Source organism: Acinetobacter seifertii (assembly GCF_016064815.1).
Taxonomy (GTDB): domain Bacteria; phylum Pseudomonadota; class Gammaproteobacteria; order Pseudomonadales; family Moraxellaceae; genus Acinetobacter; species Acinetobacter seifertii.
The window spans coordinates 138,158-152,861 of sequence record NZ_CP065820.1; the positions used below are offsets into that span (position 1 = coordinate 138,158).

Sequence of the window (14,704 nt, forward strand, 5' to 3'; positions counted from 1 at the left end):
TACAACGTGACACAATATACGGCTCAATCGCTTGAAGTCCTTTCTGGTTTAGACCCTGTTCGTCGTCGTCCGGGGATGTATACCGATACGACTCGACCTAACCATTTAGCCCAAGAAGTTATTGATAATGCTGTCGATGAAGCATTAGCTGGTCATGCCGACAAAATCTGTGTCACGGTTTATAAAGATGGTTCATTGTCGGTTGAAGATAATGGCCGTGGTATGCCAGTCGATATTCACCCTGAATATGGCCAAAGTGGTATCGAAATCATTTTAACCAAGCTGCATGCTGGTGGTAAATTCAGTACTGATAACTACCAGTTTTCAGGTGGTTTGCATGGTGTGGGGATTTCGGTTGTAAACGCTTTATCTACACGTGTTGAGGTGGAGGTTCAGCGTCAGGGTAATTTATACCAGATGGCTTTTGAGCAAGGTGAACCTGTTGCGCCTTTAGCAGTGCTAGAAGGTAAAGCACCAAAACGTGCGACTGGTACAACGGTACATTTCTGGCCTGAAGCTAAATATTTTGATAGTCCAAAATTTGCGTTAAAAGCACTCAAACATAATTTAAAAGCGAAAGCTGTATTAGCAGCTGGTTTAAAAATTATTTATATCGATCAAATTAATGATGAAAAAATCGAATGGCAGTTTGAAAATGGCCTGGTCGATTATTTGATGGATGAATTACAAGACCGCGAAATTTTGCCAAACCCTGCATTTGTAAGTAGTGGACAAGCAGACCGCGCAGCCTGTGAGTTTGCGATTTGCTGGAATGTAGAAGGCGGTGAGCAGGTTCAAGAAAGTTACGTCAACTTGATTCCAACTGCACAAGGCGGTACGCATGTGAACGGTTTACGTTCAGGCGTGACCGAGGCGTTACGTGAGTTCTGTGAATTGCGTAACTTGTTACCGCGTAATCTTAAACTTTCGGCAGAAGATGTTTGGGATGGCGTGAACTATATCTTGTCGCTCAAGTTCCAAGAACCACAATTTTCTGGTCAAACCAAAGAGCGTCTTTCGAGTCGTGAAGCATCAAATATTGTTTTAAATATTGCTAAAGATGCATTTGCGCTCTGGCTCAACCAACATGCTGAAATTGCTATGCAACTGGCGGAAATGGCGATTTCTAAAGCAGGTCGTCGTTTAAAAGCAGCCAAGAAAGTTGAGCGTAAAAAAATTGTTTCAGGCCCAGCTTTACCGGGTAAATTGGCAGACTGTGTTGGTCAAACGCGTGAAGAAAGTGAGTTATTCATTGTCGAGGGTGACTCTGCGGGCGGGAGTGCCAAGCAAGCGCGTGATAAAAACTTTCAGGCCATCATGCCAATTCGTGGAAAAATCTTAAACACATGGGAAGTCTCTTCAGATGAAGTACTCGCTTCTCAAGAAGTTCACGACATTGCGATTGCGATTGGTGTAGATCCGGGTAGTGATGATTTGTCAGAACTACGCTATGGCAAAATCTGTATTTTGGCCGATGCCGACTCGGACGGTTTACATATTGCGACTTTGCTTTGTGCCTTATTCGTTAAGCACTTTCCTGCATTGGTGGAAGAAGGTCATTTATTTGTAGCAATGCCACCACTGTTCCGTATCGATATTGGTAAAGATGTCCATTACGCACTCGATGATGATGAACTTGAAACCATTTTGAAAAATGTCAAAGGCAATAAAAATCCTCAAATTACTCGATTCAAGGGACTGGGTGAGATGAACGCGATTCAGCTTCGCGAAACAACGATGGACCCTAACACTCGTCGTTTAGTACAACTTGATCTGGATGATGCACATTTAACAGCTGGTTTACTCGATAAGTTGCTTGCGAAAAAACGTTCCGCAGATCGTAAGCAATGGCTTGAGCAGAAGGGTAACCTAGCCGATATCACTGTTTAAATGTAGATTGTAGGATAAGTTTATAAAATTGTAGGAATAGTCTATAAATTATGTAGGATAAACTTATAAAAAAGCTTATAATTTGAACAAGGAAGTTCAGGATGAGCTAGAAAATGAATAGCCCTGCGCGCAAAATTCAGAAATCTGCTGTTAAGAATATTGTTCGTTTTCCTTCAATAAAAGCGAATGATGGAAAGACAATTCTTGTTGAATCCATCTTAGAGTCGAAATATTGTCTTCATTTAGAATTTGACACTGAGGTAGAGACATATTTTCCGCAACCTCGAAAATTTGAAGTTTCTGATAATGATGGAGAATGTAATATCTATACACCTGATTTTGAAGTTATTTATACTTCTGGTGTTAGGAAATATGTAGAGGTCAAACCCTCTGAAAATGCTCAAACTGAACACTATCAATTTCTCTTTTCTCGATTTTCCAATTTCTTGCAAGGTACTAATACAGACTTCTTGATAGTGAGTGAAATTGAAATCTATCAGCAGCCATTACTATCAAACTATGAAAAGCTTTACCAATATAAAAAGCGCCCTTTATTAAAAATGAAGAATCTTCAGCAGTGCGCCGAAGATATTAATGATTCGATGCCATTAGCACAGTTAGTGTATAGACTTGGTGATCGAGCGCACTTGAGAGAAATATATTCATGGATTGCGCTAGGGTATTTGCGATTTGATATGCGCTCTGAGCCATTGAGTATGACAACAGAGGTGAAATTCGATGTCTGTTGAGTTATGGGAACAAGGTGTAATCATTGAGTTTAACAAGGGTATTCCTTGTCATCGTGCTATGGTTCGGTCTGTAGGAAAAGCAGAAGTCGTTTTAGTAGATATTGAGAATGGTGCCGTATCTAGATTGAGTCGAGAAGAACTAGGTACAGTTTACGCTTCAGGAGGTATCAAATTTCTTGCGGAATCGCGAGATTTTGGGGATCTTAAGTTCATTGATCTTTCAGAAGCTGAACAGCGTGAAACCAATAGAAAATATAAATATATCAAAAGGCTTAAAGAAAATGGTATTAGTAAAATCACTGAGAAAAGTGCCAGAAATACGATAGAGGAAGTCGCTTTAGAATTAGGTGAGAAAGCACCACATTGGCAATCAGTAAGAAGTTGGTATGCTAGTTTTGTCGAGGCAGGTCTAAAGATACAAGGTCTTTATCCTAAGCATCGATTTAAAGGGCATAGAAATCCTAAGATTGATGCTAAGGTTGTTGAAATTATTGAATATTGTGCAAAGCGATATTATACACTCAGCCAGTCATCAATGGCTTCAGTGGTTCGTAATGTTGAAGCTAAAATTATGTCACACAATTTAGATCATCCTGATGCACCGCTTCAGAAGCCAACATATCATACGGTTCAGAATCGTGTGTTAAGTGGCCTTTACCAAACTAAGAGAAAAGGGCGATATGGTGCTCGAGTTTTGCAGGCGGAGCTTGCTAAAGCATTAAGTGGGATAACTACTACTAGAGTCTTAGAGCGTGTTGAGCTTGATCATACAGAGTTGGATATTCATGTTCTACATGACGACTATAAGACTTTACTTGGCCGACCTAATATCACTGCTCTGATAGATCATTATTCTGGAATGTTACTTGGATTCCAAATTTCTTTTGAAGCACCTTCATATGCCTCAGTTTGTTTGGCTTGTTTGAATGCATTCTTACCGAAAAATGACTTTATGAATGAGTTGAAATTGGACGGTTCTTGGCCTGCCCACGGAATTCCTTCGACGCTTGTAACAGACAATGCTAATGAGTTTTGGGGTAAGAAATTTATTGCAGTTGCGGATGAAATAGGGACAGTTTTTCAGTATTGTCCGATTCGTAAAGGTAACTATAAAAGTCGTATTGAACGTTTTTTCGGTATAGTCAATGCACTGGTACTTGATGATTTGCCTGGTGTGGTTAGAAAAATTGGTAAATCTGGTGATGGCTATGACGCAAGGCAAGAAGCTGCGCTCACATTTTCAGAGTTTAAACGCTATTTTGTGAAGTGGGTGACAGAAGAGTATCACCATACGCCTCTAGAAGACTCAGATTTAACACCTTATGAAATTTGGGCTAGCTCGGAGGAGGGCTTTCCAGTGCCAGTAGAAGATAAAATGGAGTTGACTACTATTTTACTGGCTACTGCCACACGTACGTTGAATAAAAGTGGTATCGAAATTTTTTCGATGAACTATGACTCAAGTCTTCTTAAAGATTTATATAGAAGAGATGGGCCAGGGGAAGTAACTGTAAAATACAATCCTTTTGATATTGGTTATATCTTGGTGCTAGATAAGATTAACAAGGTCTATTTAAAAGTAGATTGCCTGAAATATTCTTATGCTTCCAATCTTTCTGAGTTTGAACATAATAAGATTCGAGCTGCTGCAAGAGCTGCTCGACAATCAAAATTTGATAACCTGAATCTCCAAAAAGCTAAAATTCAACTTGCTAAAGAGCGTGAAGAATATCATGCAAGAAATGTTCGAAGAAGTAAGCAAGTAACAACATCTAAAGCCGCAAGATCGGATAAAACAGGTGTCCCTAATATCAGCCTTGTGGTGGACAATTCACATCGTACGATGAAAGTTGATTTTGAAGATGATGGGGATAATCTCAGCTTAAATGGATGGAGTATGGGCTAATGAAAACTACTTTCGAGGATCGTCCATTCATTAAAAGTCCATTTCTTACAAAGATGGTGAACTTATTTGATTCTTTGCGCAATAAAAAGAAAAAATATGGTGTTGCTTCTTGCATGTTGGTAACTGGAGAATCTGGAAGTGGGAAATCTGAGTTAGCAAAATATTATGCAAAGAATAATCCGAAAATAGAGCAAGTGGAGCGGACACATATCCCTGTTTTACACTACGAATTAAGATCAGTTTCTACACCAGAAGAATTCCTAAGATCGTTGTTGGTCACTATTGGCGACCCACAGTGCGGACGAGGTGCGAGAAACAAAGGTGAACTTTATGAGCGATTGATTACGTTGCTTAAGGTGGTTGGCATAGAGTTGCTGATCCTTGATGAAATTCAGGTGATCATTGAACGTCGTAGTGCAAAGGTTGTTACAGGAATTGCAGATTTATTTAAAGACCTAATCAATGATACAGAGATACCGATTATTTTTATGGGAATGCCTTGGAGTAGATATCTCGTTGAATCAAATCAGCAATTAGCACGTCGAATATCATACCGCTACACCATTCCACCCTTTAGGATTAGCAGTAACGAAGAGCGTGATGATTACAGAAGACTCTTGATGTGCCTATCTGAGGCATATGGGCTTTCTAAAAAGATTAAACTAGAAGAAATTACAATGTCGCTAAGGTGTTTTAGTGCAACGAGTGGAAATCTAGCAGCTACGGCTAATCTTGTTCGAGATGCTAAGATGATGTCTGAAATGGAAGACATGAAGGTTGATACTGATTTGTTTGCTGCGGTTCTTAGTAGCTATGGTATTGATGAGCGAAATAATGCTTTTTTACAGCCGATGGAGAAGTTGGTCTTGAGAGAGCTTCTTGTTCATTCAGACTGGCATTTTGGGTATAGAGCAAATAAAAATGCGATCATTGATGCTGAATATGCCGAGTTTGGTGTATCGAAAAGCAATAAGGTATTCAACTTGGTTGGATAAGTGATAAACAATATTTTAGTAGGAAAAAATGTTACTTGACCGAACAAGGCCAAATGATCAACAAACATTTGATGATTACTTGAATGATTTAGCAAAGAAAAATGGTTTTTCGGATATTAAAGCTTTTAAAAAATTTCTAGTAAATTCTTCTAAAAAGTGGTATCGCACCTATTCTGTTAATAATTTGGATAGATATAGGGCTATTTCTGGGCTATTTCTTGAGCTTGGTATTGATCAAAAAGAAGTATCAGATATTATGCAGATACAATGTTTTAAGTGTCTTGATCGATACCCAGAGATATGGTCATGGAATAAGATAGCTGAGTACGAATGCGTAGGGCCAGAAGCTTATACCAGTAAAACATTTGAGCCATTACAGCAAGCATTTAAAACTAAAAATAAAGAAGAATATTGCGGTTTAATAAAGTGTTCTATGAGTAAGCTCGGACTAAGTACTTCACCAGTACCAGATGGGTTCTATTTTGCGGATCTGGCTTCAAAAGAAGAACTAATGAAACGTTTCCGAAACTATAGAGGGATGAAAGAGCTTTCCATAGATAGGCTGATAGCATTAAGATCTCAGTAACTATTAGATATTTTATTATCGATTGTGAGATCATTGAGATGCTTCTCGCCAGACCTAGCATCGAACCAAATGAATGCTTAGTTAGTTATTTGATTCGAATATCAGAGAAAAATGGCTTTAAGCACATAGGTCATTTGTTGCGTCACGCTGGTTTGGCTTGGAAAAATAATCGTGTACCAGTTCATCAGATTCTAACTGGTGAGTTTGATCTCAATGTGTATTTATTACAGCTTGGATTAACAAATTATTCCTCTAAAATTGAGCCAATATTTCATTCTTTTCAACACGTCATTGATACCCCCTATCTACTTGTGAAGTATCCAAAGGTCTGTCCAGATTGTATCGAAGAATTTCGGTTTTGTAGATTTGAATGGAGCTTATTGCCATACCTTGCATGTGTTCGACATGGAAAATTATTGATAGATATGCATTCTGGTACTGGCAAACGACTAAATTGGTATCGTAGGTATTTAAATAAGTTTGATGATACTGATGTTATCAACTCATTAAGTGATGTTGCTCCGTCTGAGGCAATCAAACTCAGTCAATATATTGAGGAACTGTTACAAGGAGGAAATGGAATTTCTTGTCCTGAAATTCTACAAGGTTTGGAGCTCCGAGAATCTCTTAGCTTAATTCATTTTATTGCTCATTATAGATCAAGGTTATTGGGTGGCTCGTTTCAACCTCTTTCGATAACGAATGGTGAGCTTGTTCAACATTATCAGTACGTATGGGCAATGCTTGAGAATTGGCCAGATGCTTACTACAAGTTTCTCAATCAATATCTAGAGCATCCGATGAGTAAGAAAGGTGTTGGTGGCCTACATAAACATTTTAGGGATTTATATGAGTCCCTACATCGTCAGAGTGAAAACAAGGGGATTGCTCGGATAAAAGTTGAGTTTGACCATTACATAGAGAATTATTGGCCTAGTGTCTTAGAGTCGAAGCGTATAACACGCATCCAGTTAACTACCCGAGAACGAAATGTTGTTTCCAGAAAGGAAGCTGCCAAAATTCTTAATTGCCATCCAGATAGAGTAGATAAATTAGTACAACAACAAAAGCTTACACCTCGTGTTTTTGAAGGGAAAAAGCACTATTCCCGTGAACAGGTTGAGGGGCTTGCAATGCAAATATCCTCAAATTGGACGATGGATGAGGCTTGTGAGGCGTTACAGCTCACAAGATATCAGCTAAAGCAGTTGTTAGATGCTGGTATATTACATACGCTTCAGCGTCCAGATGCGTTCAACCGAGATTGGATCATTGATAAAGTACAATGCCAAGAGCTGATTGAAAGCTTGTGTAAAAAAACTCGGAAGAGTTCTCCTCCCTTAGGGGCATACTCAATGACAAGCATGCAGCGCAAAGGCTACTCAATTGTTCGATTAGTTCTAGCTATGCAAGCTGGGCAGCTCGAATATGGGCAATCCCACGATATTGACCACCCTTTCAGTTGGAAGCAATTTTCGGATTTTACTTTAAATAGCTACTAACCCTCGCCGATAAAAAACTGACTTGTAATAGAGAAGTACTAGTGCTATTAATTGAATTTCCACACAAAAGTTTGCTATATAGCTAATATTTGGTAAAATTATATAAAAGATTGCTATATGGCTAACAAATTAAAGGGTTTTAAAATTCATATGGCATCTAGAAGAGAAATAGGCAAAGAGATACGTTCGGCAAGAAAAGCATTGGGATATACACAGAAGACTTTGTCAGAAAAGATATATGTTAATAAAACTACAATCTCTGAGATAGAGAATGGTCACTTTACAGGCTCATTTGATATTTTTGAGCGTGTAATAAATGGTGTTGGCCTACAATTCGAAGTTTCTAAGAAAAAGCATGTATTTCCGCATTGGGATGAAATAGAAGCACTCTTTGCGGAAAATGATTAATAAAGGCCACATTAGTTTTTAATACGGATTCTATCAAATTGGTGACAGTTCAATGTCCCAATTTTGATAGCCCTATAATGCTGAACCCAACGATAAATGTCGTGTGCAACATTTACACAACGTTCAGCAAGCATTTCCTGAAGCTCACGATAACTAATGCCATACTTACAATACCAATGCACAGATCAAAGAATGATTTCACTCTGAAAATGTCGGCCATGAAAGGGATTCTAAAGGACACCAAATTTCACAAACAAATGAACAGAGAGTAGTATCTAATTTGGGCTTACATGTTAATTTCGTATAATCGCCATTATTTTAAATCGGGATTCCAGATCAATATAATTTCAGTAGAAAAGGGTATGAATCATAGATCCATACCTTTTTATAAATCATCCTTAGTAAATTAACCTTGCAACGCTGGCATCATAACTTCTTGCACAATTTGCATACCTTCTGGAGTACTCCAATTGCCAGTCAATTCTGCGATTAATTGATTTGTGCTTGTTAATGTAACACCTGCTTTTAACATACGTTGTAAAGCAATATCGTCTGCCATTTTACTTGGAGAACCACCTGCATCAGCCACCACTTGAACTTCATAACCTTGATCAATCAAAGTTAGTGCTGGATAAACAGTACAGACATCATTCGTTACACCTGCAATGATAATACGTTTACGACCAGTTGCTATGACAGCTTTGGCAAAGTTTTCATCATCCATGGCATTAACTATACCTAAACGTTTAATACGTGCCTCAAATTCAACGGGGAAAATCTCTTTAAGTTCCTCTATCAAAGGACCCTGAGCATATTCTTCCATACTTGAGGTAAGTAACGTTGGAATATTAAAAATTTTTGCTGTTTTAGCCAACATAATTGCATGGCGTTTCATCTCTTCGAATGAGATCGAATTCACCCAACTCATAGTTCCGACTTGATGGTCAATCAACAATAATGCTGAGTCTTCGCTTGTAAATCTTTTAAAAGTCATTTGAACACCTCATTTAATTTGATAATGGTTTTGCACTAAAGAAAACGAGTTTTGCTCCTCGTTCGAGAGCTTTCAAAGAAATATACTGAGTTACTTCTTTTGCTTTAAAAATAGGGACATGTAAATCATCAAGCTTAAAGGTTTGATCATCTACGCTAACTTCGCCATAGACAGGTAAAAGAAAGCCAGAATGTTCAGGTGCTAAGGTCAATATAAGTTCTGCATTTGGTTCAAAACTAATGTCCAACATTGTGACTTCAGTAGGTGGGGTCAGTGGTGATTGAACATTTTCAAAATGACCTAAAGGCACACGAACTTTAACCCCTTCTCGATGTACTATAGGGACATCTTCAGCTTCAAGAATGAGATAACCTGGTGCTGTTTCTCGTAAGTGCGATGGCAAGTTAATAAAGATTTGTAGGGAATGTACGGTCTTTCCTGTTTCAGCAGGAACTTCTTCATGTACGATCCCTTGACCAGCAGTCGTCCAATGTAGACCACCTGGTTTTATAAGATTTTTGGTCCCAATTGAGTCACAATTATTAATTCCTGTTTCTGAATCAAGGAATAAATATGAAACTGCTGAGAAGCCTTGATGTGGATGGGGAGGAAAAGTCGGCCCACTCATCCAAGCATGATCAACGCCAATAAATGGATTAGTTGTGTTGTACGCACCTCTTAAGCTATACGCTCTAAAATGGCTACCAATGTTCATGCGTTCAAGTGATAAGATCTCAGACATGGATTTCTCCTCCTTTCAATTGACTTCACTTATGCTTGGCCATGTGTTGGATAATCGGTATAGCCCTTCTCTGTACCGCCAAAGAACGTCATACGATCGGCCTCATTCATTGGAGCATTGGTTTTTAAACGCTCTACAAAATCAGGGTTAGCTAAGACCATTTGTCCATAAGCTTCCAGATCAGCTAAACCACTTTCAAGATCAGTTCCAATTTTTTCTCGTGGTTGGCCAGGGCGATTAAGAATGAGTGTTTGCGTCCAAAGATTACGAATATCTGCTAAAAGTTCTTCATTGCCTTGATGCATCACATGTACATAAACAAGCCCTAATTTATTTAGTTCTTTTACTAGATAGCGATATAACTCTGGACCTTCTTCACCTTCATCAATTCCCCATAAAGTTGTTCCTGGTGACAGGCGAATACCTGTGCGATCTGCACCAATTTCTTCTGCAATTGCTGTAGCGACTTCAATGGCAAAACGAGCACGGTTTTCAATGGAACCACCATATTCATCGGTACGTGTATTGGCACTTGAAGCAAAAAATTGCTGAATTAAATAGGCATTGGCACCATGAATCTCAACACCATCTGCGCCAGCCTCAATTGCAGATTTAGCTGCATGTCTAAAATCTTGAATTGTTTGTTTAATTTCTTCGATGCTTAAGGCTTTAGGTGTTGGAATATCTTGCATACCAGTGGCTGTAAACATACCCGTTCCTGGTGCAATGGCTGAAGGTGCGACCCCTAAACGATGATGAGGTGTATTGTCTGGATGTGACATACGACCTGCATGCATTAATTGGATAAAAATATGGCTGCCTTTTGCATGAACAGCATCAATGGTTTTTTTCCAGCCTTGAATATGAGCATCGGTGTATATCCCTGGTGTAGTGAGGTAGCCTTGCCCATCATCAGATGGTTGCGTACCTTCAGTAATAATTAAACCAACACTCGCTCGCTGTGCGTAATATTCTGCTGAGAGTTCACCAGGTGTGCCATCGAATTGGGCACGAGAACGAGTCATTGGAGCCATCACAAGATGATTGCTTAAGGTATAACGACCAAGTTGAGCGGGTTTGAATATTTTGTTCATGTTCTATATTGCCTTTAAATTTTTACAATCAGCTTCAGTGACATGAAATCTGATTTTTGAATTACTGCGGTATGTTGATTAGTATTCATTAATTTAAAAAATGGATAAATAAGCTAAAATGGAAATGATTGCTGCATAAATGGAACAATAACAATGGAACTTTTGAATGACATGGCGTTGTTTGTAGAGGTCTGTAAAGCGATGAGCTTTAGAAAGGCAGCAGAGAATTTGGATATGCCGAGTTCAACGCTTTCACGAAGAATCAGCCATTTGGAAGAAGCAATTGGTTTACGCTTACTACATCGGACTACACGAAAAGTTGAGCTGACAGAAGCTGGGCTGATCTATTTTGAACGTTGTAAACGAATTGTCGGAGAGGCTAAATTGGCTCATGAACAATTAGGTGAAATGCTTTCTAACCCCAGTGGAACATTACGAATCTCTTTACCTGTTGATTTTGGAACCATTTTTTTAACATCATTATTGGTAGAGTTTGCAGAGCATTACCCAGGCATTAATTTCGAAATTGATCTCACGCCCAGATTAGTTGATTTAGTTACTCAGAATATTGATGTCGCGATACGTATGGGCAATCCTCCTAATTCTAATCTAATTGCACATAAACTCATGCAATTTAGAGGCAATCTTTTTGCTTCACCCAAATATCTAGAACAGCATGGCATTCCTGAACATCCGAATGATTTAGTTCATCATGAATGTTTAAGCTTTCCGAATAATACACGTTGGAAACTGTATCGAGCTGAAGAGAAAATAGAAGTCAAGATTGGTGCAAGATTCATGCTGAATAATGTAGGTATGACACGAAAGTTATCTCTTCTTGGTCAAGGCATAATATTTACCCCTTATGAAGTGGTGCATGATGATCTAAATGATGGTTTATTAAAGCCAGTCCTTCCTGAGTGGCAAGGTGATGTTCTGCCTGTCTATGCTTTGACAGAAACGCGTTTATTACCAGCAAAAGTTCGCGCTTTTATTGATTTTTTACGAAAGAGACTGCCCAGTTTAATACATTCTTTTTGAGCGTATCTTTTTCTAAGATCAATCATCCGATCAAAGTGATTAAAAAGTTCAATGATTAAATTATAGAATTATTCTGGACTGATGAGTCCAGAATTGATAATCTTCTTACATCGAGAGGATTAATGAAATGGCTAGACCACGTGAATTTGATGAAAGAGAAGTATTGCTACAAGCGATGCGCGTATTTTGGAGCCAGGGCTATGAGTCCACTTCATTAACAGATCTTTTAAAAGCAACGGGCCTAAGTAAAAGTAGTTTGTACGATACCTTTGGTAATAAGCGTGAGCTATTTCTTGCTGCGTTTGAAATTTATCAGCAAGAACGCATGCGGATGCTCAACATTTATTTAACCAGTGAAGCGACAGCTTATGCGTCTATTTCAGCATTCTTTAATATGGTTTTAGAACATGCTCGTGCAGAAGAAAAGCCATTTGGATGTATGAGTTGTAATGAAGCTGTAGAGTTCGGCCCCCATGATTTACAAGTTCAACAATTGATTGAACGCGACTTCTTGGGAATAGAGAATGCATTTGTCGATGCTATTGAACGTGGCAAGATAGATGGTTCTATTTCAGAATCTAAAGATGCGAAGAAAATAGCGCGTTTTTTAATGATTAACCATCAAGGCTTACAGCTCATGGCGAGAGCAAATACTGAGATTGAAAGGCTTGAAGATGCATTAAGCGTAATGCTTGAGGCATTACAGTAACCTACTTCGGCTAGGTTATTTTTTTCAAAGTTTTGGACTGTATAGTCCAATATTTAAAAAGGACAAGACAATGACCGCAACTCAACTAGAAGCAATTTTTTCACCAAAACAAATTGGTGCTGTTAGCCTAAAAAATCGAATGGTGATGGCTCCTTTAACACGTAGCCGTGCAGGTGAAGGTGATGTTCCAACCGACACAATGGTTGAATATTACCGTCAACGTGCTACAGCAGGCTTGATCATTACTGAAGCTTCTCAGATTTCACAACAAGCTAAGGGTTATCCACGTACACCTGGTAACTATTCAGATGCTCAAGTCGAGGGTTGGAAAAAAGTGACAGATGCTGTTCATGCTGAGGGTGGAAAGATCTTTCTCCAAATTTGGCATGTTGGTCGTTTATCTCACAGTTCAATCCAGCCAAATAACGACCTTCCAGTAGCACCTTCTGCAATTAAGGCTGATGGCGACATTTTCACCTCAGAAGGTTTAAAACAGCTTGAAACGCCACGTGCTTTAATGCTTGAAGAAATTCCTGGTGTCGTTGAACAATTTAAACAAGCAGCCGTGAATGCAAAACGTGCAGGTTTTGATGGTGTTGAAATTCATGCGGCCAATGGTTACTTGATTGATCAATTCTTACGTGATGGCTCAAATATTCGTACAGACGCATATGGTGGTTCGGTTGAAAACCGTGCACGTTTCTTGAAAGAAGTGGTTGAAGCTGTTGTGTCTGTACTCGGTTCAGAGCATGTCGGTGTCCGTCTATCTCCAATCTTTGATGCTTTCTCAATGAGTGATAGCAACCCTCAAGCAACCTTTAATTATGTTGCTGAAATGCTTAGCAAATACGACCTAGCGTATTTACATGCACTTCAACCAGGTAAGGGTGAGTTTGACTATATTCAACTTCGAAAAATCTATAGCGGGAACTACATTGCAAATGGTGGCTATGATGCAGAACGTGCAGAAGCTGCAATTTTAAATGGTGATACTGACCTGGTTTCATTTGGTTCATTGTTCCTTGCCAATCCTGACTTACCTGAGCGTTTTCGTTTAGGTGCACCATTAAATCAACCTGATCGTACAACGTTCTATCAAGGTGAAGAGCGTGGATATACTGACTATCCAACACTAAACCAAGAGTAATAAGTGTAGTCATAGGCTTTATGGAGACATAAAGCCTATGAGAATGATTCAATGAGGGAGTAGCTAACGATGAATGTTTTAGTTGTTGGAGTGGGTGGTCTTGGAAAAAGCTTAGTTCAAGAGTCATTGCAACGAGGTCTTTCGGTTTCAGTGCTAGTCAGAGATCGCTCTAAATTAGAAGCGGAACTCGATGCGGAAACATTATCAAGACTCACCAAAATTATTGTGGGTGATGGTACACAAGCCAAAACTCTTGATGAAGCGATGCAAGGTATTGATGTCGTTTTGTCTGGTCGAGGTGCAGATCCAACATTAGCCAAAGAATTAGCTGCTGCGGTGAAACGCAATGGTATCAGTAAACTGACTTGGCCTGGTGGGACGACCAATGTCATGGCCGAAGACGGTATTACCCCAAACTATAAACAGCTCAAGCATTTAGGTAGTTGGGTTGAAGGTGCATATCGAGCACACGGTGCAAGTATTAATGCGGTTCAACAAGCTGCAATTAACTACGTTATCTTTTGCCCAGGGCGAATGCAAAGTGTTGGGAAGCGAAGTCCTGATGTAGCGTCAACTATCCGTATTAATCGTGATGCTGGGCCTTTTGTATCATATGAAGATGCTGCATGGGTCATTCTAGAAGCCGCTACAACAAATGCTTATGATGGCCAATTGATTAGTGCTGCGACTCAAGTTTAGTTATTTAGTTACTCTAAAATTAACATAATGCGCGTTATACGAAATTTTTTAAAATTGAGACTATCGTTTTGATAATTAAATAAATTTTAAAAATCTGTATAAGCGCCATTATGTTAAGTACTATAATGATTTTTTGATGTTTGATAAGAAATCTAAATAGTTCATTCCTGTAGATTCTACAACTATGCCAGACCTCATGCAGCCATGAATGGGAAAATGCCCTATGAACGATAAAAAGAAAA

The 14,704-nt window shown here is 38.9% G+C and carries 14 protein-coding genes and 1 pseudogene; 11 read left to right on the forward strand and 4 right to left on the reverse strand.

Going from position 1 to position 14,704, the window contains the following annotated elements; all coding sequences use genetic code 11:
- Positions 1-6 precede the first annotated feature (6 nt).
- The 7 genes from parE (at position 7) to I8T81_RS00665 (ending at position 8,036) form a co-directional block, all read left to right on the forward strand.
- A complete protein-coding gene (gene parE / locus I8T81_RS00635; protein ID WP_004704878.1) occupies positions 7-1,890 on the forward strand; it encodes a DNA topoisomerase IV subunit B in 1,884 nt (627 codons plus the stop codon).
- A gap of 113 nt (positions 1,891-2,003) precedes the next feature.
- Positions 2,004-2,639: a TnsA endonuclease N-terminal domain-containing protein gene (locus I8T81_RS00640; protein WP_133237664.1), complete on the forward strand. Its 636-nt coding sequence runs from the start codon at positions 2,004-2,006 to the stop codon at positions 2,637-2,639.
- Positions 2,629-4,545, forward strand: a complete 1,917-nt coding sequence (locus I8T81_RS00645) for a Mu transposase C-terminal domain-containing protein (RefSeq protein ID WP_133237663.1) — start codon at positions 2,629-2,631, stop codon at positions 4,543-4,545. The genes I8T81_RS00640 and I8T81_RS00645 overlap by 11 nt, the downstream gene beginning before the upstream one ends.
- The gene (locus I8T81_RS00650; RefSeq protein WP_061524351.1) at positions 4,545-5,540 is read left to right on the forward strand and encodes a TniB family NTP-binding protein; all 996 of its coding nucleotides are present in this window, start codon (positions 4,545-4,547) and stop codon (positions 5,538-5,540) included. The genes I8T81_RS00645 and I8T81_RS00650 overlap by 1 nt, the downstream gene beginning before the upstream one ends.
- A 28-nt stretch (positions 5,541-5,568) precedes the next feature.
- Positions 5,569-6,126, forward strand: a complete 558-nt coding sequence (locus tag I8T81_RS00655; protein WP_133237662.1) for a hypothetical protein — start codon at positions 5,569-5,571, stop codon at positions 6,124-6,126.
- Between the two features lie 38 nt (positions 6,127-6,164).
- Positions 6,165-7,628 carry a TniQ family protein gene (locus tag I8T81_RS00660; RefSeq protein WP_061524349.1) on the forward strand — a complete coding sequence of 488 codons (1,464 nt, stop codon included), beginning with the start codon at positions 6,165-6,167 and terminating at the stop codon, positions 7,626-7,628.
- Positions 7,629-7,778: 150 nt separating this feature from the next.
- On the forward strand, positions 7,779-8,036 hold the full coding sequence (locus I8T81_RS00665) for a helix-turn-helix domain-containing protein (protein WP_061524414.1): 258 nt from the start codon (positions 7,779-7,781) through the stop codon (positions 8,034-8,036).
- A gap of 74 nt (positions 8,037-8,110) precedes the next feature.
- On the opposite strand, the pseudogene I8T81_RS00670 reads toward I8T81_RS00665, so the two are convergent.
- The 4 genes and pseudogenes from I8T81_RS00670 to I8T81_RS00685 all read right to left on the reverse strand — a co-directional run.
- Positions 8,111-8,218 (reverse strand): annotated as a pseudogene (locus I8T81_RS00670) (IS6 family transposase); the annotation flags it as partial.
- A gap of 224 nt (positions 8,219-8,442) precedes the next feature.
- A complete protein-coding gene (locus I8T81_RS00675; protein ID WP_065343444.1) occupies positions 8,443-9,030 on the reverse strand; it encodes an isochorismatase family protein in 588 nt (195 codons plus the stop codon).
- A 13-nt stretch (positions 9,031-9,043) separates the two neighbouring features.
- Complete coding sequence (locus I8T81_RS00680) at positions 9,044-9,772, reverse strand: pirin family protein (protein WP_198071911.1); 729 nt, start codon at positions 9,770-9,772, stop codon at positions 9,044-9,046.
- Positions 9,773-9,801: 29 nt separating this feature from the next.
- Entirely contained in the window at positions 9,802-10,866 is a 1,065-nt protein-coding gene (locus I8T81_RS00685) for an alkene reductase (RefSeq protein ID WP_133237659.1), read from the reverse strand.
- A 153-nt stretch (positions 10,867-11,019) separates the two neighbouring features.
- Between I8T81_RS00685 and I8T81_RS00690 the strand changes: the two genes are divergently transcribed.
- The 4 genes from I8T81_RS00690 to I8T81_RS00705 all read left to right on the forward strand — a co-directional run bounded on the left by I8T81_RS00690 (position 11,020) and on the right by I8T81_RS00705 (position 14,462).
- A complete protein-coding gene (locus tag I8T81_RS00690) occupies positions 11,020-11,907 on the forward strand; it encodes a LysR family transcriptional regulator (RefSeq protein ID WP_133237658.1) in 888 nt (295 codons plus the stop codon).
- A gap of 127 nt (positions 11,908-12,034) precedes the next feature.
- Positions 12,035-12,616, forward strand: a complete 582-nt coding sequence (locus I8T81_RS00695; RefSeq protein ID WP_061524344.1) for a TetR/AcrR family transcriptional regulator — start codon at positions 12,035-12,037, stop codon at positions 12,614-12,616.
- A 70-nt stretch (positions 12,617-12,686) separates the two neighbouring features.
- Positions 12,687-13,763, forward strand: a complete 1,077-nt coding sequence (locus I8T81_RS00700; protein WP_133237657.1) for an alkene reductase — start codon at positions 12,687-12,689, stop codon at positions 13,761-13,763.
- 69 nt (positions 13,764-13,832) lie between these two features.
- Positions 13,833-14,462: an NAD(P)-dependent oxidoreductase gene (locus I8T81_RS00705; RefSeq protein ID WP_061524342.1), complete on the forward strand. Its 630-nt coding sequence runs from the start codon at positions 13,833-13,835 to the stop codon at positions 14,460-14,462.
- Positions 14,463-14,704: the final 242 nt, after the last annotated feature.